Origin of the sequence: Brotaphodocola sp., from assembly GCF_050873365.1 — a bacterium.
In the GTDB taxonomy this organism is placed as follows: domain Bacteria; phylum Bacillota; class Clostridia; order Lachnospirales; family Lachnospiraceae; genus Brotaphodocola.
In genome coordinates, this window is the sequence record NZ_JBNMIQ010000006.1 from 50,259 (window position 1) to 74,497 (window position 24,239).

Here is a 24,239-nt window from a genome sequence, read left to right on the forward strand (position 1 = left end):
TAAAATTAGCCGAGCTTGCGTGCAGTCTCCACAACGTTCTCAACCGTGAAGCCAAAGTGCTCAAACAGCTGTTTTGCCGGGCCACTTGCTCCGAATCCGGTCATCGTCACATATGCGCCATCAAGACCTACATAACGTCCCCATCCGAAGTCGCTGAGTGCCTCGATTGCGACACGCTTGCGAACTGCCTTCGGAAGAACGGACTCCTTGTACTCCTCGCTCTGCTCCTCGAACAGATCCATACACGGCATGGATACAACGCGGACTTTCTTGCCCTCTGCGCTCAGAACTTCCTTCGCCTTCACAGCCAGCTCCACCTCAGAACCGGAAGCCATCAGGATCAGCTCCGGAGTGCCCTCACAGTCATCGAGTACATACGCACCCTTGAGCGCCTCACGACTGCTTCCTGCCATCGGGGTCAGGTTCTGTCTCGTCAGAACGAGAGCGGTTGGGGTTGTCTCGGAGGTCACTGCGCTGTACCATGCAGATGCAGTCTCCACCGCATCACACGGACGGAATACATGGAAGTTCGGCATTGCGCGGAACATGGCAAGCTGTTCGATCGGCTCATGGGTCGGACCATCCTCACCGACACCGATGCTGTCGTGCGTGAATACGAAGGTCAGCGGAGTCTTCATCAGAGCAGACAGACGTGCCATCGGCTTCGTGTAATCGCTGAATACGAAGAAGGTTGCCACATAGGACTGAAGACCACCGTGAAGCATCATTCCGTTTCCGATTGCGGTCATTGCAAGCTCGCGGACACCGAAGTGCATGTTGCGACCTGCACGGTTCTCCTTCGAGAAATCACCCTCGCCGTTCATATAGGTCTTGTTTGACGGTGCCAGATCGGCAGATCCACCCATCAGGTTCGGCATCAGATCTTTCAGGCGATTGATGACCTTTCCGGAAAGGCTACGGGTTGCCTCCGGCTTCTCGGTCTGTGCCCAGAAGCTCTCATCCTCCCAGAGTGCCTTCTTGATCTCCTCTTTTCCGCCAAAGTACTTGTTCCAGAGTTCTTCCATCTCCGGATACTCCTCGCAGTATGCAGCGAACATCACCTTCCATGCTGCCTCAACCTCAGCCTTTGCCTCGCCAACTCTGCTGAAGTTCTCGTAAACTTCCTTCGGTACCTCAAACGGCTCCTCGCACGGCCACTCAAGGAATTTTCTCAGCTCTGCCACGTTGTCCACGCCCAGAGGCTCACCGTGAGCACTTGCCTTGCCCTGCTTTGCCGGACATCCGTATCCGATCTGCGTCTTGATCGTGATGAAGGACGGTCTGCTTAAATCTGCCTTTGCCTCCTCGATTGCATTTCCGATTGCGGTCAGATCATTTCCGTCTTCCACGGTCAGAGTCTGGAATCCGAATGCTTCCATACGTCCCTGTACATTCTCGGTAAACGCAATGTCGGTGCTTCCCTCGATAGAAATCTGGTTGGAGTCATAGAGTACGATCAGTTTTCCAAGTCCGAGTGTTCCTGCGAGTGAGAATGCCTCAGAGGAAATGCCCTCCATCATGCATCCGTCTCCGCCGAGAACAAAGGTGTAGTGATCCACTACCGGATAATTTTCTTTGTTAAATACCTCTGCAAGATGTGCCTCTGCAATCGCCATGCCGACTGCCATTCCCATACCTGCTCCGAGCGGTCCGGTCGTAGCCTCAACGCCTACGGTGTGACCGTACTCCGGATGACCTGCGGTCTTGGAGCCGAGCTGACGGAAATTCATCAGATCCTCCTTAGACAGATCCCCGTATCCAAACAGGTGAAGCAGAGAATACAGCAACATCGAGCCGTGTCCTCCAGAAAGAATGAAGCGGTCGCGGTTTGCCCACTTCGGGTCTGCCGGATTGTGGTTCATGTGGTTCATCCACAGCTCATAGGCAGCCGGAGCGCATCCAAGCGGAAGTCCCGGATGACCGGAATTTGCTTTCTGGATCGCGTCTGCTGATAACACACGGATCGCATTAACTGACAACGTATCAATCGTACTCATTGGTAATCCTCCTTTGGGGTGGTTGTGTATTTTTGTTACCTTAACTTGATCTCCCGCATCTGTTGCGGTCCCGACACTACAAGAGTGTTCGGAAATCTTCCTTTTCGTATCTTTGAAACCGTAAAATCAAATGTGGCATACAGCTTCTGAACCCCCGCCATATTAAAGATCTCACATGAATTCTCATTATACAGAATAATCAAATCATCGTCAATATCAAGGTGGGTATACTCATAGGTAAAATCTTTCGTAAACATATGGCTTCCGTCTTTTCTGTAAACCTGAAGACTGCTTGTATATTCTCCCGAAGGATTCTTTAAAACCATCGCCACATATTCCTTGTTGTAGCAGACGCTCTGAATCTCTGACTCCACCGGAATCTGAGCCACAAGCGCCGGGGATGCGATATTTTCCGTGGAGAAGAAGGTCAGCCCCTTTCCCGAAATCGCGCAGGAGTAGGAGTTGTTCATATAAAAGACTCTCGGAACAATCGTCCCGTCAAACGGATCGTCAAATCCTCCGACAATTCGATCCGGAACATTTTTTCCAACCTCGGAAAAATCATAAAATACCACGCGGTTTTTCAGCTCTCCGTTCTTGATATACACAACGGAACACATTAACTGTGTACCATCCTCCGAGAGTGCCTCCCCGAGCACATATCCATCTCCCGAAATGATCGTCTTGATTCCGACCTGAAGAGAACTTCCATCGCGGTCATAAAACATGACGTAGCTCGCGGTCGAGTCCTCGACAACCACTGCAACAATTCCCGTTCCCGAGATCGTCACCTTGCTGATCGGAAGCACTGTCGATGCCTCCCCGACTTTTCCGGTTGAACCGAAAATATAGATCTTGTTTCCCTGCCGGTCTGCAATCGCGGCATAGTCGCCCTGCTTTGTGACAATCGGATTCTTCATCTCATAGCTCTCCGTCCAGACCGTCTTTCCATGATTGTCCAGATAGGATGCGCCATCCTTTGTGTACTTGAGCACATTATTCCCAAAACTCTCGTATCCGACCAGACTTCCCTCATTCATATCGGTCTGCCACGCCGTCTCAAAGCTGACATACTGATAATTTCTCTGGTAATAATAAAGCCCGCCTCCTGCTCCACCTATCACTGCCAGCAGAGCGACAAGAAGGATCAGCTTGCGTCTTCGCGCTTTCTTGTATGCCTGTACTGCTGCCTCTTCCCCATCCGGGTTGAGTTCGGAACGCAACTCTGGTGGGATCGGAGCTCCCGCTGAAATCACCCTCTGTCGCAGTTTCTGTTTCTTGCTTTCTCTGCTCATGGAGCTCATATCACTCATGATTTCTTGTCTCCCAAATATGATTCTGTCAGATTTATCCAGATAAGATTTCTACTCGGACAGATTCACATCTCTTTTCTCGTATTCATTATTAATTTCTGGTTCCGAAAATGATCTCCGCATCTGATCTTTGCATTTGATCTCTGCATCTGATCTCCGCATTTGATCTCTGCATTTGATCTCTGCATTTCTCTCTCAGATATCAATTACCATGTCTGATTCCGTTGGTCTAGGCGTGGTACTCTGCAATTTTGAGAGATGTTGAGAGATTTATGCAGAAGTACATTTATGCAGAAGTACATTTTGAAACACGCTCTAGTATATCTCATTTTGAGATACGGGTCAAAGAGTTTACGGATTGTTTTCCGGTGGGAGATAAATCTTCTGCCCCACAGAGAGATGACTTCCATCTCCAAGCTGATTCCACGCACAGATTGTCTCCAGATTTGCAAGGCTGTGATACCGCTCCATGCAGATCCCATACAGGGTCTCTCCGGTCTGTACGACGTGGGAAATCGCATTCGACGGAATGGATACCTGAATGGTTACCTGCTGAGATTGCTGTGATTGTTGCGATTGCTGTGATTGCGAATCCGATGAGGCCGACGAGTTCTGCGCACTTGAGTTATTTGCGCTGTTTTGTGGACCTGAGGGATCTGAGGAGTCTGATTCACTTGAGGAACCCGACGCACTTGACGCAGAAAAGCTCGATGACTCCGCCTGCGAGCCTGTACCACTTCCAGACGCACCGACTCCTGCACTCACCGCACTCTCATGCTCTCCCATCTGCTCTCCGTTTGCGCTCTGTCCGCTTCCCTCTGCGCCGTCCGTCCCGCTCATTCCCGAAGATTCATCCCTTCCTGCACTTCCTGACGAGCTCGACGAATTTGACGAATTTGATGAATTCAATGAATTCGCAGAATTGTCTCCTGCGTCTCCGAGTTGAATCTCTGCAAGTGTCGGATAGACTTCGCCCGGCACATGCTCGATCTCCACCTCATCCGCTGTACCCCCATCTCGCTGAGCGACTGCCTGTCCGGTCTTTTCTTTCAGAATCCTCGTCCAGTCGCCTGCACTGCCCTCAGGCACTACGGACGCAATCACCGCCTCCATCTGTTGCATCTTGTGGTAATTGTTCACCATGACGACACCGCCCGCGAGCACGACGAGGGAGAGAATGCCACAGGCTGTGCCAAGCGTTCCGGTCAGACTTTTTCGCTTTCCCGCCTTGACCTGGTTTTCTTCCATCTTTTTGCGGAAGTCGCGGATCACTCCATCCCTCGTCTGGCTCTCGATCCGCCTTGCATCCTTTCGAGAAACCATGTAGTCCTGCATCATCTGATTTTTTTCGTAGTAAATATTGTATCCACGCAGTTTATAAAATCCATCCTCCGAGGCGGTATACACCGCCTCCTCCCCCTCAAGTCCGCTGTTGACATACATCAGCTGATTCTTTCCGGAAAAATACGTCCCGTGCTGTTTCCAATAGTTGAGCGGGCTGAGCATGGCTCCGGGAGCACCGCAGAGAAACCAACCAAGTACGATCCTTCTCGGAAACATCTGCTCCATATCCCGATATGCCTTTTTCCAGAGTTCCTCTGAAAATTCTACTTTTTCTCCTCCGATGGAAGCGCCCTCCATCTCGAGCGCCCCGTCCACAAACAGGTACGGGACACCGTCCTCCTCCCTGTTTTCTCCCAGCAAAAGTCCGACCCGCAGATCCTGCCCGCCGGTCGGATAGAGGCGCTTCAAATATGTATTTACATAGTCTTCCACATAAAGTTTTAAAACCGGGTCCCGCTCTCCGATCTGCCGGATATTTTTCGGCAACTTCGGGTATGGATTATAACATTCTCCCATAATCTACTCTCACCATCCTGCCATTTCTTTCTCCGTGAGTGTGCCCCAGATGTATTTAATTTCTTTTTTAGTGGGCACACACTCTGCCATCTGAACAGGCTACAAAGTTATAAAGTTACAAGGTTACAAGTTTCTAACCTTAGCCTGTCCGGATGTCTGATCACAGCAGAGTATATCACGGGAAAAGCAAAGAATTTGTCAAATCCAGGTGCGATTTTCGAGGAACTGTTCGACAAGAAATGCTGACTCACAGATGTAATCCGCCATCTGCATGACGAGCGAAAGTCGAACGCTCTGGAGCATCAGCGGATCGCGATTTCCATATCCACCCACAATGCCAGTCAGAAAAATATCCCCGACCGCCTGTAATTCCTTCGCCACTCCAAGTCCCGGTCGGAGTGAGCCACGCCCGAGTGTCACACAGCCGACATGCTCCATGCTCCCGACGGAGGCATCCACAGCAACGATCACACTGCGCGGATAACGTTGGTGAATCATCCGGACATACTGCTCGAGATTCATCGCGTGAACAGGTCGCTCGAGCGTTCCGACAACCTGAAGTCTTCGCACATTTCCCGATGACAATTTGTAGCCGATCAGAGGTCCGAGACTGTCCCCGGTCGAGCGATCCGTCCCGATGCACAGAAAGACAACCCCATTTCGCTTCCTCGTGCTCAGAAGTTCCCCGATCATCGCACACATCAGTCCTGCACAGTAGCGGACATCTTCTCTCTGTCTCGAGTCAAAATAATAAATTCCATATCGGTTCCCGATTTTGCGCTCTGCCTGCTGTGCCTGCCCCATCTGCGTCATCCCCGCCTGTGCCTCTACTTCCTTTTCTGATTTTTTCTTCAATAATTTCATCATTTTCCGCCTGTGCCATTTTTTGTTAGTATAGACGGGGAATTTGGAAATTATGTATAGGGGAGTGCGCTTCTCGCGGAGCGTTTTTTATATGATAGGACGCAATTTTCTATCATGAAAAAGAATGTGCCTTGGCACATTCTCGCGCCGAGGCGCGGTTGCTTCGGCAACCATCTTCCCCTGCGCCGAGTGCGCACCCTCGCGGAGCGTTTTTTATATGATAGGACGCAATTTCCTATCATATAAAAAAGCGACCACATCTGACATGTATAACATGCATCTGTGATCGCCATTCCTTCATTTATTCCTAGTTCTTATTTTCTTACTTTATTCCTTTATTCGCTTATTTGGTCGCCAGCTCTGTTTTCTGTTTTGCTTTTGTCCGGTAAACCTCAATCGCCTCGCTGATGTTGAAGGCCTCCCCACTCTCAATTATCCCCTTCAAATCCTGAATCTTGAACGGATCGAGAAACTCTCTTCCGAGATAGGTGCTGTAATGATCTGCCAGATCCAACCGTCTCTCCTTCACCTCCGTCGAGGTCTCCTTGAGTTGACTGCGAACCGCCTCATACTCATCCTCAAGACGCATGAGGTCAGCCTCATGGTTATGCTCAATCTCATCCTGAAGAATCGTCTTTGTCACATTCTCAAACGTGTTCAGCGCATCTTTCTTTTTCAAAGCCACATCGCTGAGTTCCTGCTGGATTCTCGCAATCTCATCGTCATATTTTTCCAGATCATAGAAGGCCTCATTCCGGTCTTTCCGGATCGTGGAAGTGATCACGCGGATTTTTCTGTCGTTCGCATGGATCTCATCGAGGATCTGGCGTCCCTCCTTGAGAGGTGCCATATAGCGCATCTTTGTATGGTTGCTCAGTCCGACATACATTCCTCCAAAAATCAGGACATCCAGGGCATAGATTCCTGCAAGGTAAATCGTTCTGTGATTCGGAATCAAAAGATAAATTCCGCACGGAAGTGCTACAAACAAAACTGCCACAAACAAAAGCAAAGTCAGAAATTCTTTTATCCATCTCGGGAAAAACAGTGAGTAGTACAGACGGCTTTTGCAAAATCCCGGCACATGATTCTGTCGGAAAACAGTCTTCATTCTCAGTCTCAATTCCTTGTTGTGTGAATGTAGTTCAAACGTCTCCTCGGCAATTCTCTCCTTCACACCCTGATTTTTTGCCTTCTCCCGTCTGGCTCTGGCTTTTTTGAGCTGTTCCTGCGCTTTTCCAATCTCTGTATCATAGCTGGAATCAATCTCGTCCCTGCGCTTTTTGATTGTCTGTGTGACCAGCTCTGCAACCTGTTTGCGCTCCATCTCCAGAAGTTTTTTCTTTTTTCCCTCATCCTGAATCAGCTGTTTTTCTCTGTCTTCCACAACAGCCAATGCTTCCACCGCATTTCTGGCATTTTCCAGAAATTCCACGCATTCCTTCCCCGTCTGTGCCATTCTGTCCATTCCTCCTCGCTGTAATTTGCTACCATCACTGTGTCTACTTCATCATTTGAATTACCTGTATCGTCTGTATTATCTATATCATGTATATCACTGTCACATAGGAATTTTCCATTCAGAAAATTTCATATTCCATTTAGAAAATTTTTTCCTGTAAATGGTAACATTTATTTATTTTTCCGATCATTCTCTCTTCTCTCTAGTTTACTACGAAATGACATATCCCACAAGGGGCACAACGCTCTCGTTCCTCTTCATTCGTTGCACAAACCGAAATAAGATCGCTCTTGTCAATCCCTCTCAGTTCCGCTATAATGTTGCCTGAACACGAACCACAACCAGAAGGGAGAGTTTTTTTATGTTTCGTATGTGGGGAAAAATCTGGAAAGACAATCATATGCTAAAAGATACGGTCATCGCCAACGGGGATTACAACCAGTCTCGCACCACCATGGTCTTTCAGGCAGTAGAGGACATCTGTCGTCAATTCGATTTAAGTTGCCCGATCTGGCTGGACTCCAACATCAACGATTTCAAGTTGCATGCAAAAACACGTTTCACGCAGGACAGCTTTATTGAATCCATCGACTTTGATTCCTTGGAAATTCATGTCATTGAAGAATAAAAGTAATAATAAAAACAATTATAAAGGCAATCATAAAAGTAGCAACAAAAGCAACAATAAACCTAACAATAAAAGTAACAATAAACCTAACTGTGAAGAACATAAAATAGGCATACCAGAGAAACTTTGTAACGTTCTCTGATATGCCTGTTTTTATTTCACATCAATATTCATGTTTCATATCAATTAATCAAGAATTTATCATCTATTATCTAGCATCTAGCATTCCAATCACAACAATCATAGTCATAATAATTACCGCAATTACCGCGTGAATGCCTTAAATAGTCATCACTTAGCTGACATCCTTTTAAATTAAATACTGCTTTAAAATATCTCCGATCAGCTCTACCTCCTCAGGGCTTAAATCTTTCAGCCAGTTTTCTGTCCCTTCCCGATGCTTTTCCCGGCTCGCTGCCATCTGCTCCAGACTGCGTTTCAGATACTCGGTATCGGAAACGCCATTACTGTCTCCGGGTTTTCCCTGACTTCCCTGACGGGTATGTAAATCTGCCTGACCGGAAGCATTCCGAATTCCTGCAATCGATGAGGTCGCGCTCTGAGCGCTCGAAGTCATTGCATCGCTATTTTCAGCGGGCACACCCTGATTTGCGCGTCTCTGCCGTTTTCCATTTCCAAACACGGCTCGATTAGTTCCATTGCTTCCATTGTTTCTGGCACCGCCCTGCATCACCGTTCCGGAAAATCCGCTATACTCTCTGCCATTCTCCCTCTCGGTCTCCTCGTTTTCCGACTCCACATTCTCACTGTTTCTCTCTGAACGCAGGGACAGACGACCCAGACTGCGCATTCCTTTTGAAGCCGGAACCGGGCGAATTCCAGATGCAGAGTTCTCGCCATCCAACGGTTGATTTCGCGCCATTCTTGGATACATCACATTTTCCAGATAATCCTGAAGTGCCATCATCAGCTGTTCTCTTCGAACTCCGGCTGTCACCCCGTCAAATACCAGTGTCAGCATTGCCATCAGAATTCCGCCTGCTCCATAGAGCACCATGCAGGAAGTATCCAGACGATACCAGTATGCGAGAAATGCGCCGGTTCCTCCTGCAAGCAGGCAAAGCCAGGTCCACTGCATTGCCAGCCCGCTCCAACCATTCAGCGTGAATCCCATGATCTTCATCTCATTCAGCTGATGTTCGAGCCACGCGCCGGTATCCCGCATGCCCTGATTGACCCGATAGGCATTCTCCGCTCTTGTCTTCAGTTCTTTCAGTGTCCGATTTTTCGTCACCGTAAGGTTGGTGCTTTCTTTCAGTAATCCTTTGTAGAGGCGTCGGGTCAGTCCTCTGGTCAGAATTCCCATCAAACAGAGTCCCGCTAAGACATACAATGCCTTTCCTGTTTCCAATAACTGCATCATAAAAACAGCTCCCCTTTCTTTCCTGAATTGTTCGAACAGGATCATTATACTGTTTCCTGTCCATTTTGGAAAGTTCAGGGAGCCTAGAATCGTTCGTCAAAGTTCGCTAAAAAACGATTTTCAAGCCTTTGAACGGGTCTGAAAATACATTTGAAGATGCATAAAAGATGTTTGATTATTGCATTAGCATGCCTGAATTAAAGCGCGGGTCAGGCGAACACTGTGAAGCACTGCCAGTCTCTCAAACTCAGAATAATCCATAGATGCGCTGTCATCTGCCTTATCGGAAATTGCGCGCACAATCAGGAACGGAACATGGTTTAAGTACGATGCCTGTGCAATCGCAGCGCCTTCCATCTCTGTGCAGTATCCGTCAAAAGTCTCAATCAGCCATTTCTTCTTCTCCTTGCTGGAAATGAACTGGTCACCGGTCAGAACGCGTCCCTCAAATACACCGAGTTCCGGATTGACTTTATGGCAACATTCCTTTGCGAGTGCACGGAGCTTCTCATCTGCCGGAAATGCCTGTACATCCATCTGCGGGATCTTTCCCAGCGGGTATCCAAATGTTGTTGCATCGACATCGTGCTGGATGGCATCTGTGGATAATACCATGTCTCCGATGTTGATTTCTGCATGCAGGGAACCTGCAATTCCTGTATTTACAATTCCATCAACGCCGAAACGATCTACAAGAATCTGAACGCAGACACCTGCATTTACCTTGCCGATTCCGGATCTCACGACAACCGTCATCTTTCCGCCGATTCTTCCCTTGTAAAATTCCATTCCGGCAATCTTGGTCACTTCCGGATATGCCATATCCTGCTTTAACTGCTCTACTTCCTCTGCCATTGCACCGATAATTCCTAACATAGTGTTTTCTTTTCTCCCTTTTCTTTTTGCTTTACTAAAGATTTTTCTTTACTAAAGTTTCTTTTTTGCTAAATTTTCTTCTTGGTTAAACTTTCTTTTTTGCTTTTGATTGCATTTCGTTATAGAGTTATAGGGTGCTCCGCCGGCTGAATAAAGTTCATGCGAACACGTTCTCACTCCGGGTTCAACGTAGCGGTGCATAAGACCGTAAAATACACGGTCTAAGCACCGACGTTTCACACGGGTTCGCATTGAATTTTTCAGCCTCTGTCGCACCAACAAAACCTTCTCAACCACAAAACGCATTCTGACATAAACCACAAATATTCTTGCACAAATATAAACGATTCCAACTCATAGAACTCAGAGCATTTTGCTCAAACTCACTTCCATAAGAATCCCTTGCGCAATTCTGATCTATTCTCTTCATATCCTTCAATCAGAAACACTGCGCATCCCATTATATCTACGAATTCTTCCCTTGACAATCTTTTTCGAGAATGACATAATGAAATTTAAGCAGTTCACTGCGAAAAATTATCATTATCTTTCAAATATGCGTAATTTTCAAGAAAAACAATCCAAGTATCTTTGAAAAGTAATAGAAAAATATTTGAAGAAATTCATATCAACATACGGAGGAAAATAGATTATGGTTTACAAGACTAGAGGAGTTTGTTCCAGAGAGATTCATTTCGATGTAAAAGACAATAAAGTAGTTAATGTACAGTATGTAGGCGGTTGCTCCGGAAATACTCAGGGTGTTGCTCGTCTTATCGAAGGTATGGACATTGACGAGGCAATCAGCCGTATCGAGGGCATCCATTGCGGTCCGCGTCCTACATCCTGCCCAGATCAGCTTGCTCAGGCATTAAAGCAGTATAAGGCAGCTCAGCAGTAAAATTCCCTAGGACAAACTTGCTTGCAAAAGCATACACGCTACACACCTATACACCAAAAAATCCCCGCCGGAAAATGACTCATCCAGAAGACAGATAGAATTCATATGATTATCCAACTTCTGCTCATCAGTCTCATCCGACGGGGATTTTTTGTTTTACTCTTTTTTGTTATAACTATTCAAATAAACTGTCTCTCACTACAAATTAGCAATTGTAGCTAAATATTATTCAAGATACAGCGCGCCAGTTGCTGCTCTCCAAGTCTCACTACCTAAGTCATCACTAAAAGCTCCAAAAACACATCTCAAGCGATATTTCTCGCCACGTTTCATATTCGGAATATCATAAGATACAATTGCCATATCTAAATCTTGATTCGGATAATCCTCAGCAACCCAATCAAATTGTTTATATGTTACAGTTGTCCAACTTCCAGTTGACACCTGACGCTCCAGATAAACCCATATTAATAACTCATCCATTGCCTCATGACAAAGCAATTCTGCGTATGCTCCAACGGTTCCCTTTCCTTCATCAGTAATCTGAACATCCACAGATGAAATCAATCTCCCTCGTGTACTATTTAAAACTTCTATAGTTTCAATTCCTTGTTTTTTTGCATACTCATCAAAAGCAAACGCCTGGAATTGCATCATTAAAGTCATAAGAATACAGATAAAAATTCCATATAATTTTAATCTCTTTTTCATACTATAATAACCTCTCTAACTTATCTAAACATCAATCCCTCTAATATTGTCAAAAACTCTTCTTCATTTATCATTCCAGACAAATAATATTCCGCATCATTTTCCTCAATTTGCACACTATACTCAACTAAATTATCTTGTAATACATTCTTTTCTATCACAATATTTTTATTAAGTAATTTATTGTATACTTGAGAAAATGGAACTCTATCTGATACTTTTGATTGAAAAGTTTCTTTTGAGAATAATTTTTTTTCTTCTCTTAAATATATATTTTTTCCCTGATATTGAAATTTAAGAATAGCAATATTTCTTTCTATAGCTAAACTCTTAAATTTCATCTCTTTAGGAATATGCCCCAGTTCTAACACCGGAATCCCTAACTCATCCTCAATCCTCTGATAAGCCGTTTCCAAATCATCAGCGGTGTCCAAAACAGCATTGTTCTTCATTACAAGATTCTGCTTTCCCACGATCGGATAAATCCCATAATTGTATTCTCGCTTTCCAGATGCCACCATTGTTCCACCAAAGACTGCGATGCCTGCTGCCACGGCGACGAGCAGAACTTTCATGCGCTTTTTGCGGAAAATGGATTGGGATTTTCGGAATGATGGCGTTTCTTGTTTCACCTCCTCTGATATAACAACAGCCGGACTCGCTTCGTGTTTTTGCGATCCGGCTGTGACTGCCGGAGGCGTTTTGATGCTGACCGGATTGTCTGCTGTTCTTGTCTGTGTAGATATTTTCTGGAACTCTTCTGTCCAATCTTGAATTCGCATCATTTCTTCCGCTAAATCCAATACCTCATCACGTTCCAAAAATGAATCTCTCGACTTTATTTCTATTGCTTTGGATTGGATTTTCGGACCTCTGCGCCTTTTTGTGAAAATGCACATCTTCTTTGGACAGAATGGTTGTCCATTCAAGGAACTTAAATTCTTTGCAAGACCATATCTTAGAATCTTCGATGAATCTTCCGTCATTGTTCTTACTGCTTCGCTTCTTCGCTCAAATTCTTCTTCTGAAATCGGCTGAATTTTTGCTGCTTGAATTCGTTTCATCAAATCTTGAAAACTGTCTGCATGATCATCGTCATTCTCATCTGCATCCATGTCCGCTTTTCTTAGTTTTTCACCCATTTCAACGTCAGTTTTCTCTTTCGTTTCAAATGGCTTCTGATCATGGAGAAATGATTCTTCTGATGCCACAGACATATCAGACTCCTTAACCTCTTCTTCAGAAGTTAATCCACAGGCTTTTTCTCCTTCTTTGATCTCCTGCCAAAGTTTTCGCTCACTCCACTCTTCGAGATTCTTTAAAGAATTTAAGTCTACTCTTGTCTGACGGTGCCCGTTTCTGCTCACTTTTTCACTCCTTATGTCTCACAAAAATATTTAAATTCAAAAATACAACGTGATACAAAGTGATTGACGAACTAATATCCGCAAAACAGTCATCAATGTCGAATGACCATCTAACTATTAGTACGCCAACCACTCAAAATAATAACAAAGTAATAATAAACTTTTTCCAACGATCTCCTCAGATAAATGGATTCAGGGTTGACTTTTTAAGCCCTGTGATTAGTATAATACTATAAGGATCAGCAGATTAATAAGATTAATAAACAAAGGATCAGAAATTCGCAATTCACAATTTCTGATCATGCAACACCCACAATCTATTAATCTCTGTAAACACAATCCTCAAAAATCATCTGGAGGCAATTTTATGAAAAAAATTATTCTGACCGGTGGTGGAACTGCCGGGCATGTCACCCCCAACTTAGCCCTTCTTCCGTCTCTGAAAGAGCGCGGATATGAAATTCATTATATTGGTACCTACAACGGCATCGAGCGCAAGCTCGTCGAGGGAGCAGGAATTCCTTACGATGGAATCTCTTCCGGAAAGCTCCGCCGTTATTTCGATCTGAAGAATTTCTCAGATCCCTTCCGTGTCATCAAAGGTTACATGGAAGCCCGCAGTCTGATGAAAAAATACAAACCGGATGTTGTCTTCTCAAAAGGCGGTTTCGTGGCAGTTCCAGTTGTTCTCGCCGCAAAGCATTTTAAGATCCCGACCATCATTCATGAGTCTGATATGACTCCGGGACTTGCCAACAAAATCTGCATCCCGTCCGCTGCAAAAGTATGCTGTAACTTCCCGGAGACGCTTCAGTATCTCCCGAAAGAAAAAGCTGTTCTGACCGGTTCCCCGATCCGCAGAGAGCTTCTCGAGGGCGATCGCCTGACCGGTCTTCAGTATGCAGGTCTCTCCGCCGACAAGCCTGTCATCCTCGTCATCGGAGGAAGCCTCGGTGCTGTCGCTGTCAACAACGCTGTCAGAAGCCTGCTTCCGCGTCTGCTCCCGCATTTCCAGATCATACATATCTGTGGAAAGGGACATCTCGACGAGTCTCTGATCGGTCAGACCGGATATGTTCAGTATGAATATGTGGATGCTCCTCTGCGTCACCTGTTCGCATGCGCAGACCTCATGGTTTCCCGTGCCGGCGCAAACTCCATCTGCGAGATTCTGGCACTCAGAAAACCAAATGTCCTGATTCCGCTCTCCGCTGCCGCAAGCCGTGGCGACCAGATCCTGAATGCCCGCTCCTTTGAGAAACAGGGATTCTCCACCGTTCTCGAGGAGGAGACTGTGACGGACGACACCCTGTTTGATGCGATTGACCGCACTTACAGAGACCGCCAGAAATTCATCGACGCGATGAGCAAAAGTGCTCATTCCGACGCAGTCACCACCATCGTGGGACTGATTGAATCCTACGCCGAAAAGAGCACCCAGTAATCATAAAACCAGAAGCCGGCAGTTACTTTTTTCTGCGTTTCATGATCGCAATTTACTACCTATATTTCTACCTGTATTTTATTTAAGTCGACGCAATCATCGACTTGGCGAGTGATTCTGGTCAGCTTTGCTGACATCTTCCTATCAAAATCACTTCGCATCCTTGCGGAATGTATCACTCGCGCTTAACGATTTCTTTTCCCTCCCGTCTCACGAGTCAGACAACTGAGAAACGGGAATGTACCGAGGCTGGCTCGCATACTTTGTATTCGTATAGGAAGAATCTTTTGATTTCTTCCTCGCCAGCTTCGGACTCTTTGATTTTACCGTCAATGGACGATCTCTTTCAACCATCTGATACAGAAGTTCTCGCCCACGCATCAATCTCATTCTGCATGCTGCCTCTGAAATATTCATCATCTCACTGATTTCCCGTATACTTATTCCCTGCAACGTATACATGATAATGATCGATGACCACTCTTTCTTCATCGTTTTCAGACCAACCGCCGTAGCCTTGCATGCCTGAAGTTCCATCACAACGCTCAACGGATCTCGCCCCACTTTATTCCCAAAGCTGATATTTCTCAATTCAGTCGGGTCCATATACTCAACCGGACGCCTGTTCCGACTTCTGTAATAATCCTTGCACTTGTTCGTAAGAATTTTTGCCAGATAATAACGGACTTTTCTATCATCCCATGTGAGCGGGTAGTGACCATAATATGCAAAAAAGGTCTCCTGCACAATATCCTCAATTTCATCTTTCGGAATTCTGTTTTTCTTAGCAATCCATTTGAGCAGTTTCAGATTCTTCTGATAAATGGACAGGAAACGTTCATCTGAAGCCATTATAATCCCTCCCGTTTTCTTTTGTGTGGCGGAATCTTTAACACTCACCCCGATTTATAAAATCGAAGTGATTCAAGCATTTCCTAAAATGCTTTCTTCAAAATCTCTGCCGTTTCCGCTAACTCCTTCTGATCTGCCTCACCCGGATTCCATGTAACCATCTCCGGTCCGCCCTCATAGCGAGGAATTACATGCACATGAAGATGAAATACCGTCTGACCAGCGCTCGTTCCATTGTTCTGAACCACATTGAATCCGCTTGCACCCAGTCCCGCCTTCATTGCGCTTCCGATCTTTCCGGCGAGCGGAAGAATCTTCGTCGTAACGGCCGGATCTGCCTCGCACAGATCCTTATAGTGATTCTTCGGAAGAATCAGGGAGTGACCCTTTGACGCCGGTCCCAGGTCGAGAATCACACGGAAATCATCATCCTCATAAACCGTTGCCGACGGAATCTCACCATTTGCAATCTTACAAAAAATACAATTCTCATCCTTCATAATCATTTTTCTCCTTTATCCTATATCCTATTGTTTATTTTTTACTTGTTACGGTTTCAATCCCCAGCGTTCTTTCTTAGCTTTTTTCTCAGTTCTTTTTTACTTCTTCTGTACTTCTTTAATTCTCATCCCTTGTATCAATGATTTCTTTCCCACTTCTCCGTTTCCGATAAAAAAGAAATCCCAGCAAAATTCCGATGATGAGACCGGAAACGTGGGCGACATTGTCGACCCCCGTGCTGGTGTATCCAAAATACAAGGAAAACAGGATCGTCACGACAAGCTGTCTGGAACTCAAGTCCTCTAAATGTCCGCGATTTCTCGCAACCACATACAGAAGACCACCGATCACACCGAAAATTGCCCCCGATGCACCGGCTCCGACATACTGCTGTGCATCATGCATGTGAATCACCATGGATGCAAAATTCGATCCGATTCCACAGAGCAGATAGAAAATCAAATATCGAATCGTTCCAAGTGTACGCTCCAAATGATCCCCGAGAACAAATAAAACCAGCATATTATTCACAAGATGCTCAATTCCAAAATGCATAAACATCGCTGTGATCAGGCGGTAATATTCCTGATTCTCCAAGATAAGTGGCGTGTACATCGCACCATGTTCCAGCATAAAACGCACATCTTCGCTTGAACCTGCAATTTCCAGATACAGAAAACAGAGAATATTGACGGCAATCAATGCACTTGTCATCCATGCCCGTCTAGGAGCGTGCTCATATTCCCTCATTGGTTTGCTCCCTTCGATATTCTAAAATTCTGAATTCAATATTCTGAAGATATTTTAACATGAATAATTTTCTTTGTTAAGTCCTTTTCTTGTAATTTGCATTTTTATTCGTACTTTTCAAACTATATTCAAGTCAATTCCGCTATTTTCGCTATTTTGTCTCACTTTTTGAGTTTTTCTGCCCACATAATTCGCCCCGCATATCTGGAGGATTCGCATCTTCCTCTCCTTCGCCGAGTGCGCTTCTTCGTTCCACTGCGGTCGGTGCATAACAAGCGCCACTGGCACTTTACATCCTTGCGGAGCATTTTTTGTCTGATAAGACGCAATTTCCTATCATACAAAAAAACGCCGACATGCGTATCTAATTCATAATACACACATCAGCGTTTTTCTTACTTCGTTTATCTTACTTCATTCATCTTTTTGTTTTCTTATCCGAATTCCTATTTCCTGTTCGATGAATCATGAATCTGATCAATGAATTGACTTTTCTTAGATCAGTCCTAACAGGGACGGAAGTCCGAGAGACAGGAACGGTACATAGGTTACCAGAAGCAGTCCAATGATGATCATCACAAAGTACGGTAACAGATGGCTGATTACGCTCTCAATCGTAACACCGCCAACCTTACATCCGGTAAACAGAATCGTTCCTACCGGCGGGGTAATCGTTCCTACGGAGAGGTTGTAGCAAAGTACAATACCAAACTGAACTGCATTCATACCAAGGCTGGTGCAGATCGGCAGGAAGATCGGGGTGAAGATCAGGATTGCCGGGGTCGGGTCCATGAAAGTTCCTACGAACAGCAGGATAATGTTGATCAGCAGGAAGATCAGGAACTTGTTGCTTGTCACACTCAGAACTGCCTGAGCGACCATATCCGGGATTCCGGTAAATGCCATTGCCCAGGACATGATGGAGGAAAGTCCGATCATGAAAGTGATAGTTCCGGTGATCTTTGCAGAATCCAGAACAATGCGGGGGATATCTTTCAGTTTGATCGAACCGTAGATCAGGGACAAAACGGTTGCATACACAACTGCAACTGCTGAACCCTCGGTTGCGGTGAACACACCACACAGGATACCGCCGATTACAATGACGATCATCAGAAGGCTCGGGATTGCCTGCCACAGAGTCTTGAGAACAATGCTGACAGAGATCTTATCCTCGCCACGATAGCCAAGTTTCTTTGCGGTAATGGTTGCCAGAATGATGACTCCAAGTCCCCAGATCAGACCCGGAACATATCCAGCCATGAACAGAGCGGAAATCGAAACGCTTCCTGCTACTGTGGAGTAAACGATCATCGTGTTACTCGGAGGAATCAACATACCAACCGGAGCAGACGCTACGTTGACTGCTGCGGAATAGTTCTTGTCATATCCCTCTTTCTCCTCAAGCGGGCCCATCGTGCTTCCGATTGCGGCAGCAGCTGCTGCGCCGGAACCACTGATTGCGCCGAAGAGCATGTTTGCGATAACATTTGACTGAGCAAGAGAACCCGGCATACGACCGCCGATTACCTTTGCACAGTTTACAAGACGAAGTGCAATACCACCGTTATTCATGATGTTTCCGGCAAGAATGAAGAACGGAATTGCGATCAGAGAGAAGGAGTTTGATCCCGCAAAAATTCTCTGGGCAGAAGTAGCAAATGCTACATTAGCCGGTAACATGCAAATCATAGAGATTGCGGAAGAAAGACCAATTCCTACTCCGATCGGTACACCTGCTGCCAACATAACAACCAGCAGTACTACCATTACAAGAGCAACCTGAACTGCAATAGACATAGCTTAGTTTCCTCCCTCTTTCTGATTTAAAGACTCTACAATGTTGTACAGACTGTAAAAGATAATCAGCACACCACTGATCGGGATGATGCTGTAAATCGTTCCGGTCGGGATCTTCAGGATGGAATCATACTGAAGCATGTTCATCGTTGTGATCACGATACCACCGTACACGAGAACCAGAACAGAGAAAAGAATTACAACAAGCTCAATCACGATGTCCATCGTTCTTCTTGCGCTTCCCTCGAGCTTGTCCTTCAGGAAACTGATACAGATGTGATCACGCTGTCCAAACACATAGGTTGCAGAAAGCAGGATCAGCCATACGAAGCAGTAACGGGTCAGAACCTCGCTGACACTGCTCGGGCTTTTAAATACATAACGCACAACGACCTGATAAACAGTCAGCAGAACCATCACGATGAAATCGATGATGCAAACTCCTGCAAGGAAACGATCCAGTCCTTTTTTCAATGCCTTCATTATTCTGCCTCCTCTCTCAGTGCAACGACTGCGTCATAGATCTTCTTGGTGACCTCAGACTGATTTGCAATGCGGTTCAGCAGAGGCATACATCTCTCGCGAAGTTCGTTGGTATCCGGATAGCAGAACTGAGCGCCTGCCTCCTCAGCATCCTTCTTTGCGACCTCGATGTCTGCCTTGAAGGTGGAGAACTCTTCCTCCGTGGACTCCTTGATCAGCTGATCGAAGATCGCGCGATCTTCCTCGCTCATGGAATCCAAGAATGCGGTACTTGCAAGAACAACGTCCGGATGTACGATATGACGGGTGTATGCATAGTAAGGAGCAACCTCGTAATGCTTGAAGTCACGGTAAACCAGCTCACTGTTCTCACCTGCATCGATAACGCCCTGCTGAAGTGCGGTATATACCTCGGACTGCGCCATAACGCTTCCGTTTCCGCCCATCAGCTTTGCCATCTCAACGTAGGTCGGGCTGTCGTTTACACGGATAATCATACCCTTTAAGTCGTCAGCAGAATTGATCGGTTTCTTCGCATACACATTTCGCTCACCAGCCGTGTAAACGGTCAGAACGCGGAATTTGTATTTGTCGGTTGATGCAAACAGATCATCAAACACACCGTCGAGAGTTGCCTTCTCAAGATGATCAATGTTGTTGTACATGTACGGAGCACCTACGATTGCGAAATCTGCATCATAACCCTCCGGAACACTACACGGAACGATTGCCATCTGAAGAGCACCGGTTCGGATGAACTCTGCCATCGCACCCTGCTCACCGAGAACTCCGTTCGGATAAATCGTCATGTGGTAACGACCGTTTGTCGCTTCCTCAAATTTCTCACCAAATTCTTTCATGGCACGATACTGGGGATGATTCTCGTTCTGGTTGAATGCCACACGGATTTCGGTGGTCTTCTGCTCAGAACTTCCACTGCATGCAGTCAGCATTCCCATCATGCATGCAAGCCCAACAGCCATCCATACTTTCTTAAACATCTCCACAAACCCTCCAGTTTTTCCTTATGTGCTCTCGGAATCTCTTTGTGCCTGTTTTTGCGAAAAGATTTTTTGTCAGTTGTGTGCAAATTTTTGAGGCGTACACGGCGTGTACGTTGATAAAATTTGTGCATGACTGGCGGAAAATCGGTCGCAAAGGCAGGTGCAAGAGAGACTCCGAAAGTACATCCTTATGCTTTTCAGAAGATCCGCCACCGCGCATGCAAAATATTAGATGATAATTATGCATACACCAGTGGCAGATTTTCTAAACATACATGATTAGAGAAGTGACACGCTTACTTTTACAACAACTTTGCGCAGTTTCATGGACTCTCCGGAAATCACCTCTGGGCGATGAATATCAGACGGGAAGAATACGCAGAAACAGCCCGGGCGAGACTCGATATATCCCTCATCCTCAACGGACTCGTAGAAAATCAGATCACGCTCTTTGATATGCTCTTTCACCTTATAATTTCCGGTGTTCTTGGTGAATCCCAAGCGCTCTTTTCCGGAAACCAGATACTGAACATCCAGATACTTCTCGTGAGACTCTGCGTGCTTGCTGTCTGCCTCAACGGTCACGGCATCAAAAACCTGTGCGTAGATGTCACGACCCTGAATCTCATAAACACCCGGCTCCATGCTCGCAAAATCATGGCTCTTTAAGTAATCTAATGCTGTCTGAATCGCCTTTGGATAGCTCTCAAACGTATCTCCATTTTTAATTGATGAAAAAATCATATCCTCTACCTCTTCGTCCTATCTTTCTGTCTTTGTGTTTGATGTCTATTTTTGTTTCTTATTTGTTTCTGCCTTCCATCGCATGAACCATGCGAACGATGAAGGAATGACCCGGAACTTCCACTCCGTACTTCTCTGCTGCACGCACAACTGCGCCGCTGATTGTATCCACTTCGGTCTTTCTTCCGTCGCGAAGATCAGCGCGAATGGAGGTGCATCCGTTCGGATTGTTGACAGAGGTAACGCGAACCTTCTCACGCATCTTGTCCTCGTCAAAAGTCAAGCCTGCTGCCTTTGCAGTCATAGCCGTCTCATGGATCAACTGACAGCAAAGATTCCATGCGTACTCATTTCCTGCAATGTATCCCATATCTACCTGTAAAACTCCGGTCAGTGCACTCAGGGAAACATTGGTAAAGAGCTTGTCCCAGATCAACTGCTGGATGTTGTCGTGGATCTTTACCTGGAATCCGCAGGCATCAAATGCCTCTTTTAATTTCGGAAGGAAACCTTCCTGATCTTCTGTCAGCATTCCGACATTCGTCACACCGGCTCCGCCGTGACGCACATGACCAACGCCGAGAACAGCTCCGTTATCCTCAGTTGTTCCGATGATGATGTGATCTTCTGCTACAAACTCTTTCAGAAGATCCTCATGACCTGCACCGTTCTGAAGTGTCATCAGACGAGTATTCGGTCCAATCAAAGCACGGTTGCCTTCAAGAGCAGCTCTCGAAAACAGTGCCTTTACAAAAAGGATTACCAGATCTGCCGGCTTCTCCTCCTTGGTATTTGTAACTGCTGATGGATGATACACATTTGTGGTATCATTTTCATCAATGCTCAGTCCTTCGTCGGTAATCTTCTTTACTACCGCCTCATTCGTGTCAACAAGTACAACCTCATTATGCTGGGAAAGATGGCCACCATAAATAGAGCCCATTGCCCCCGCACCGATTACGGCAATTCGCATATCGTCGTCTCCTGTCTGAATGGGACCCGCCACATCCCGGATTTGACTCCGGTTTGTGGCAGATCTGTTTTTTTTGTTGTAAGTTTGGGTTTGATTTTAACTTTCGATCCGATCTGATCTGACTTTAATGATTTCTACTCTTTCGATTCCGACTTAATTATTCAGAGAACTCTGCCAGTCCCTCGATTGCGTAAGCGCGAACCGGGCTGGAATCCAGTCCCTTGATCGGAAGCGGAGAATAGCTCATGAAGAACACATCAGACTTCAACTGCTCAAGGTTTCTCAGAACCTCAAGGAATACGATGTTCTCTGCCATCAGAATGTCGTGGAACGGCTTTACATCCTCGTTGCAGTTCTCGATGGAAACACCATCACCGAAACCAACTGCCTTTACCTTGTGCTCCTTGAACCAGTTTGCACTCTCCTCACCAACCAGAAGTCTCTGATCCTTGTCGGTGTTGGTATCCGGGGTGAACGGATACAGCTTGTAGGAAGAATCGATGATCACGATATCGCCTTCCTTTACCTTCTTAGCCTCACGATCCAGATCTGCAGCGGTGATGTGACCACGCTTTGCAACGGTCTCCTTGAAGTCTACATAAACTGCACGGCCAAGGAAGGTGGTCAGCGGAAGATCTGCTACGGACGGCCAGTTGTCATCGTGATGATACGGGCACTCGCAGTGGGTTCCCAGATGGCTCATCAGATCCATGTTGGTGTGGAAATCCGGGATAGCACCACCCGTGTTGAAACGGAACAGATGGCATCTTCTGCTCTCAGTAGCCGGATCCAGAATCTTGGATAAGTCAATCAGTCTCAGTTTGCCCATTTCGTAAACACACATTTTCGTATCCTCCTTAAACTTTAAATGATTTAGGTTTACATATTATTTATAACGTGTTTTTTCTGTCTTTACAAGTTCTTTACACCATGTTACAAGATATCTTTTCTTGTATTTTCTTTGTAACTTGTTCAGAACTCTTGATGAAAGTTTTTTCTCATCTCGTTCGTTCCGTATACCAGTATACCGGTATATCGGTATACTGTCAAGATGGTATCAACCTGCATTTTAGACAAATCTTTCACAATGTCTTTGTGCACATTTGACAATTGACATGAAAAATGGTCTGTTTTTTTCCATATACATGGGGTTTTTAAAGAAAATCCGGGATTTTCCCTTCTACACGCTCGCACAAATCACCCTCTGTTTTAGAAATTTGCAGGTCCGGACTCTTCGCTGAAACATCACAATTGGAATTGGAGTTTCTTTTTCTTATTTTTGTTTTTATTTCTCACTCCTCATCGCTCCTATTGGGGATTCCGTTCCTGCCTTTAAGCGTCTTTTTTTAACTGTTACACCCGCCTCTATTTTTTCTTCACGAAAATTTAACACCGAATCGGGAATTCCCTTGACATACTTGTATCATCTGTTTTAAGATAGCATTATAACGTCAAAAAACAGATATAAAATCACATCGGAATTAATCAGTATTAATCAAACCTAATCAGAATTAATCAGACTTGTATTAAAATTTTTATAGAAGTATAATTTTTATAGAAATATGAAAAATGACGAATAAAATATATAAGGATTGACTGTTCATTATGAAAACAAAGAGTTTCCTGCAAATGCAGGCTTATGATTGCATCAAAAACAGTATTCTGAACGGAGAATTAGAGCCCGGTCAATTATACTCTGAAACAAAACTTTCTGCCGAGATCGGCATTTCCAGAACCCCAATGAGAGAAGCGCTTCAATGCCTGAGTCAGGATGGCTATATTTCCATCATCCCAAGCAAGGGCTTTATGATCCGCCAGTTGAATGAAAAAGACATGAAAGCCAGCATTGAGGTTCGCTGTGCCATCGAGGGCTTCTGCACCACCGTCATTGCGTCCCAGATCGACACTCCTGCGGGCAAACATCTCTTATCTGACCTTGAGCGCACACTCAAAGATATGGATGATGCACTCAGCGACAACAATCTGGAACAGTTTATCTACTACGACCACCAGTTCCATCTTCTTCTGGTCAATTATCTGCACAACGATGAATTTAACCAGATTTTCCAGCGCCTGCTCTATCTGATCCAGTTGACTTCTCAGGATGCCCTCTCCACAGAGGGACGTGTGAAGGGAACCGTTGACGAGCATCTCGCCTATTTTGATGCGCTGAAATCCGGAGATGGTCAGAAAGCCTATGGAATCATGATTCACCATCTGATGATGCCTCTCGAAGTCCACAAAAGTACGATTGAGCAAAAAAATAAACAGTAGGAACAGTAGAATGGCGGAGCTGATAAGACATCACGAAACACCTATAACAGA

The 24,239-nt window shown here is 45.6% G+C and carries 22 protein-coding genes; 4 read left to right on the plus strand and 18 right to left on the minus strand.

The genetic code is table 11. From position 1 onward, the window contains the following. Nucleotides 1-5: 5 nt before the first annotated feature. From tkt to ACR0QT_RS04655, 5 genes are all read right to left on the minus strand, one after another. Complete coding sequence (gene tkt / locus ACR0QT_RS04635) at nucleotides 6-1,997, minus strand: transketolase (protein ID WP_432629710.1); 1,992 nt, start codon at nucleotides 1,995-1,997, stop codon at nucleotides 6-8. A 35-nt stretch (nucleotides 1,998-2,032) separates the two neighbouring features. After that, nucleotides 2,033-3,310, minus strand: a complete 1,278-nt coding sequence (locus ACR0QT_RS04640; protein ID WP_432629711.1) for a DUF5711 family protein — start codon at nucleotides 3,308-3,310, stop codon at nucleotides 2,033-2,035. 351 nt (nucleotides 3,311-3,661) lie between these two features. After that, nucleotides 3,662-5,170: a LysM peptidoglycan-binding domain-containing protein gene (locus ACR0QT_RS04645; RefSeq protein ID WP_432629712.1), complete on the minus strand. Its 1,509-nt coding sequence runs from the start codon at nucleotides 5,168-5,170 to the stop codon at nucleotides 3,662-3,664. 198 nt (nucleotides 5,171-5,368) lie between these two features. Next, nucleotides 5,369-5,872 (minus strand): spore protease YyaC, encoded by a 504-nt coding sequence (yyaC, locus tag ACR0QT_RS04650; protein WP_432629783.1) that lies wholly within the window; start codon nucleotides 5,870-5,872, stop codon nucleotides 5,369-5,371. Between the two features lie 505 nt (nucleotides 5,873-6,377). Next, nucleotides 6,378-7,493: a hypothetical protein gene (locus tag ACR0QT_RS04655; RefSeq protein ID WP_432629713.1), complete on the minus strand. Its 1,116-nt coding sequence runs from the start codon at nucleotides 7,491-7,493 to the stop codon at nucleotides 6,378-6,380. 364 nt (nucleotides 7,494-7,857) lie between these two features. On the opposite strand from ACR0QT_RS04655, the gene ACR0QT_RS04660 reads away from it, so the two are divergent. Further along, entirely contained in the window at nucleotides 7,858-8,124 is a 267-nt protein-coding gene (locus ACR0QT_RS04660; RefSeq protein WP_432629714.1) for a hypothetical protein, read from the plus strand. Between the two features lie 310 nt (nucleotides 8,125-8,434). Here the strand turns inward: ACR0QT_RS04660 and ACR0QT_RS04665 are convergent, their stop codons facing one another. Next, nucleotides 8,435-9,508 carry a hypothetical protein gene (locus tag ACR0QT_RS04665; protein WP_432629715.1) on the minus strand — a complete coding sequence of 358 codons (1,074 nt, stop codon included), beginning with the start codon at nucleotides 9,506-9,508 and terminating at the stop codon, nucleotides 8,435-8,437. A gap of 183 nt (nucleotides 9,509-9,691) precedes the next feature. Then, nucleotides 9,692-10,384: a 5'-methylthioadenosine/adenosylhomocysteine nucleosidase gene (locus tag ACR0QT_RS04670; protein ID WP_432629716.1), complete on the minus strand. Its 693-nt coding sequence runs from the start codon at nucleotides 10,382-10,384 to the stop codon at nucleotides 9,692-9,694. Nucleotides 10,385-11,036: 652 nt separating this feature from the next. On the opposite strand from ACR0QT_RS04670, the gene ACR0QT_RS04675 reads away from it, so the two are divergent. Beyond that, nucleotides 11,037-11,285 (plus strand): TIGR03905 family TSCPD domain-containing protein, encoded by a 249-nt coding sequence (locus tag ACR0QT_RS04675; RefSeq protein WP_177976706.1) that lies wholly within the window; start codon nucleotides 11,037-11,039, stop codon nucleotides 11,283-11,285. A gap of 225 nt (nucleotides 11,286-11,510) precedes the next feature. Here ACR0QT_RS04675 and ACR0QT_RS04680 read toward each other — a convergent pair whose 3' ends face one another. Then, on the minus strand, nucleotides 11,511-11,996 hold the full coding sequence (locus tag ACR0QT_RS04680) for a hypothetical protein (RefSeq protein WP_432629717.1): 486 nt from the start codon (nucleotides 11,994-11,996) through the stop codon (nucleotides 11,511-11,513). Nucleotides 11,997-12,016: 20 nt separating this feature from the next. After that, a complete protein-coding gene (locus tag ACR0QT_RS04685) occupies nucleotides 12,017-13,363 on the minus strand; it encodes a hypothetical protein (RefSeq protein WP_432629718.1) in 1,347 nt (448 codons plus the stop codon). Between the two features lie 367 nt (nucleotides 13,364-13,730). On the opposite strand from ACR0QT_RS04685, the gene ACR0QT_RS04690 reads away from it, so the two are divergent. Continuing rightward, the gene (locus ACR0QT_RS04690; protein ID WP_432629719.1) at nucleotides 13,731-14,807 is read left to right on the plus strand and encodes an undecaprenyldiphospho-muramoylpentapeptide beta-N-acetylglucosaminyltransferase; all 1,077 of its coding nucleotides are present in this window, start codon (nucleotides 13,731-13,733) and stop codon (nucleotides 14,805-14,807) included. A 210-nt stretch (nucleotides 14,808-15,017) separates the two neighbouring features. On the opposite strand, the gene ACR0QT_RS04695 is transcribed toward ACR0QT_RS04690, so the two are convergent. The 9 genes from ACR0QT_RS04695 to ACR0QT_RS04735 all read right to left on the minus strand — a co-directional run bounded on the left by ACR0QT_RS04695 (nucleotide 15,018) and on the right by ACR0QT_RS04735 (nucleotide 22,758). Continuing rightward, nucleotides 15,018-15,659 carry an RNA polymerase sigma factor gene (locus ACR0QT_RS04695; protein WP_432629720.1) on the minus strand — a complete coding sequence of 214 codons (642 nt, stop codon included), beginning with the start codon at nucleotides 15,657-15,659 and terminating at the stop codon, nucleotides 15,018-15,020. Between the two features lie 83 nt (nucleotides 15,660-15,742). Beyond that, entirely contained in the window at nucleotides 15,743-16,159 is a 417-nt protein-coding gene (locus ACR0QT_RS04700; protein WP_432629721.1) for an HIT family protein, read from the minus strand. A 118-nt stretch (nucleotides 16,160-16,277) separates the two neighbouring features. After that, nucleotides 16,278-16,910: a rhomboid family intramembrane serine protease gene (locus ACR0QT_RS04705; RefSeq protein WP_432629722.1), complete on the minus strand. Its 633-nt coding sequence runs from the start codon at nucleotides 16,908-16,910 to the stop codon at nucleotides 16,278-16,280. Between the two features lie 495 nt (nucleotides 16,911-17,405). Continuing rightward, nucleotides 17,406-18,710, minus strand: coding sequence for a TRAP transporter large permease (locus tag ACR0QT_RS04710; protein WP_432629723.1), 1,305 nt, complete (start codon nucleotides 18,708-18,710; stop codon nucleotides 17,406-17,408). A gap of 3 nt (nucleotides 18,711-18,713) precedes the next feature. Next, on the minus strand, nucleotides 18,714-19,193 hold the full coding sequence (locus ACR0QT_RS04715) for a TRAP transporter small permease (RefSeq protein ID WP_432629724.1): 480 nt from the start codon (nucleotides 19,191-19,193) through the stop codon (nucleotides 18,714-18,716). Beyond that, nucleotides 19,193-20,194 carry a TRAP transporter substrate-binding protein gene (locus ACR0QT_RS04720; RefSeq protein ID WP_432629725.1) on the minus strand — a complete coding sequence of 334 codons (1,002 nt, stop codon included), beginning with the start codon at nucleotides 20,192-20,194 and terminating at the stop codon, nucleotides 19,193-19,195. The genes ACR0QT_RS04715 and ACR0QT_RS04720 overlap by 1 nt, the downstream gene beginning before the upstream one ends. Nucleotides 20,195-20,476: 282 nt before the next feature. Next, nucleotides 20,477-20,941, minus strand: a complete 465-nt coding sequence (locus ACR0QT_RS04725) for a YhcH/YjgK/YiaL family protein (RefSeq protein WP_432629726.1) — start codon at nucleotides 20,939-20,941, stop codon at nucleotides 20,477-20,479. 58 nt (nucleotides 20,942-20,999) lie between these two features. Continuing rightward, nucleotides 21,000-21,914, minus strand: a complete 915-nt coding sequence (locus ACR0QT_RS04730) for a ketopantoate reductase family protein (protein ID WP_432629727.1) — start codon at nucleotides 21,912-21,914, stop codon at nucleotides 21,000-21,002. 157 nt (nucleotides 21,915-22,071) lie between these two features. Then, complete coding sequence (locus tag ACR0QT_RS04735) at nucleotides 22,072-22,758, minus strand: cyclase family protein (RefSeq protein ID WP_432626756.1); 687 nt, start codon at nucleotides 22,756-22,758, stop codon at nucleotides 22,072-22,074. Nucleotides 22,759-23,519: 761 nt separating this feature from the next. Here ACR0QT_RS04735 and ACR0QT_RS04740 point away from each other — a divergent pair. Continuing rightward, nucleotides 23,520-24,188 carry a GntR family transcriptional regulator gene (locus ACR0QT_RS04740; protein ID WP_432629728.1) on the plus strand — a complete coding sequence of 223 codons (669 nt, stop codon included), beginning with the start codon at nucleotides 23,520-23,522 and terminating at the stop codon, nucleotides 24,186-24,188. Nucleotides 24,189-24,239 lie beyond the last annotated feature (51 nt).

Coding starts and splice junctions, on each gene's coding strand:
- ACR0QT_RS04725 (WP_432629726.1), bottom strand. CDS start 20,941: ATGATTTTTTCATCAATTAAAAATGGAGATACGTTTGAGAGCTATCCA.
- ACR0QT_RS04705 (WP_432629722.1), bottom strand. CDS start 16,910: ATGAGGGAATATGAGCACGCTCCTAGACGGGCATGGATGACAAGTGCA.
- ACR0QT_RS04660 (WP_432629714.1), top strand. CDS start 7,858: ATGTTTCGTATGTGGGGAAAAATCTGGAAAGACAATCATATGCTAAAA.
- ACR0QT_RS04740 (WP_432629728.1), top strand. CDS start 23,520: ATGAAAACAAAGAGTTTCCTGCAAATGCAGGCTTATGATTGCATCAAA.
- ACR0QT_RS04670 (WP_432629716.1), bottom strand. CDS start 10,384: ATGTTAGGAATTATCGGTGCAATGGCAGAGGAAGTAGAGCAGTTAAAG.
- tkt (WP_432629710.1), bottom strand. CDS start 1,997: ATGAGTACGATTGATACGTTGTCAGTTAATGCGATCCGTGTGTTATCA.
- ACR0QT_RS04675 (WP_177976706.1), top strand. CDS start 11,037: ATGGTTTACAAGACTAGAGGAGTTTGTTCCAGAGAGATTCATTTCGAT.
- ACR0QT_RS04665 (WP_432629715.1), bottom strand. CDS start 9,508: ATGATGCAGTTATTGGAAACAGGAAAGGCATTGTATGTCTTAGCGGGA.
- ACR0QT_RS04645 (WP_432629712.1), bottom strand. CDS start 5,170: ATGGGAGAATGTTATAATCCATACCCGAAGTTGCCGAAAAATATCCGG.
- ACR0QT_RS04710 (WP_432629723.1), bottom strand. CDS start 18,710: ATGTCTATTGCAGTTCAGGTTGCTCTTGTAATGGTAGTACTGCTGGTT.
- yyaC (WP_432629783.1), bottom strand. CDS start 5,872: ATGTGTGCGATGATCGGGGAACTTCTGAGCACGAGGAAGCGAAATGGG.
- ACR0QT_RS04695 (WP_432629720.1), bottom strand. CDS start 15,659: ATGGCTTCAGATGAACGTTTCCTGTCCATTTATCAGAAGAATCTGAAA.
- ACR0QT_RS04700 (WP_432629721.1), bottom strand. CDS start 16,159: ATGAAGGATGAGAATTGTATTTTTTGTAAGATTGCAAATGGTGAGATT.
- ACR0QT_RS04680 (WP_432629717.1), bottom strand. CDS start 11,996: ATGAAAAAGAGATTAAAATTATATGGAATTTTTATCTGTATTCTTATG.
- ACR0QT_RS04715 (WP_432629724.1), bottom strand. CDS start 19,193: ATGAAGGCATTGAAAAAAGGACTGGATCGTTTCCTTGCAGGAGTTTGC.
- ACR0QT_RS04735 (WP_432626756.1), bottom strand. CDS start 22,758: ATGTGTGTTTACGAAATGGGCAAACTGAGACTGATTGACTTATCCAAG.
- ACR0QT_RS04690 (WP_432629719.1), top strand. CDS start 13,731: ATGAAAAAAATTATTCTGACCGGTGGTGGAACTGCCGGGCATGTCACC.
- ACR0QT_RS04640 (WP_432629711.1), bottom strand. CDS start 3,310: ATGAGTGATATGAGCTCCATGAGCAGAGAAAGCAAGAAACAGAAACTG.
- ACR0QT_RS04720 (WP_432629725.1), bottom strand. CDS start 20,194: ATGTTTAAGAAAGTATGGATGGCTGTTGGGCTTGCATGCATGATGGGA.
- ACR0QT_RS04655 (WP_432629713.1), bottom strand. CDS start 7,493: ATGGCACAGACGGGGAAGGAATGCGTGGAATTTCTGGAAAATGCCAGA.
- ACR0QT_RS04730 (WP_432629727.1), bottom strand. CDS start 21,914: ATGCGAATTGCCGTAATCGGTGCGGGGGCAATGGGCTCTATTTATGGT.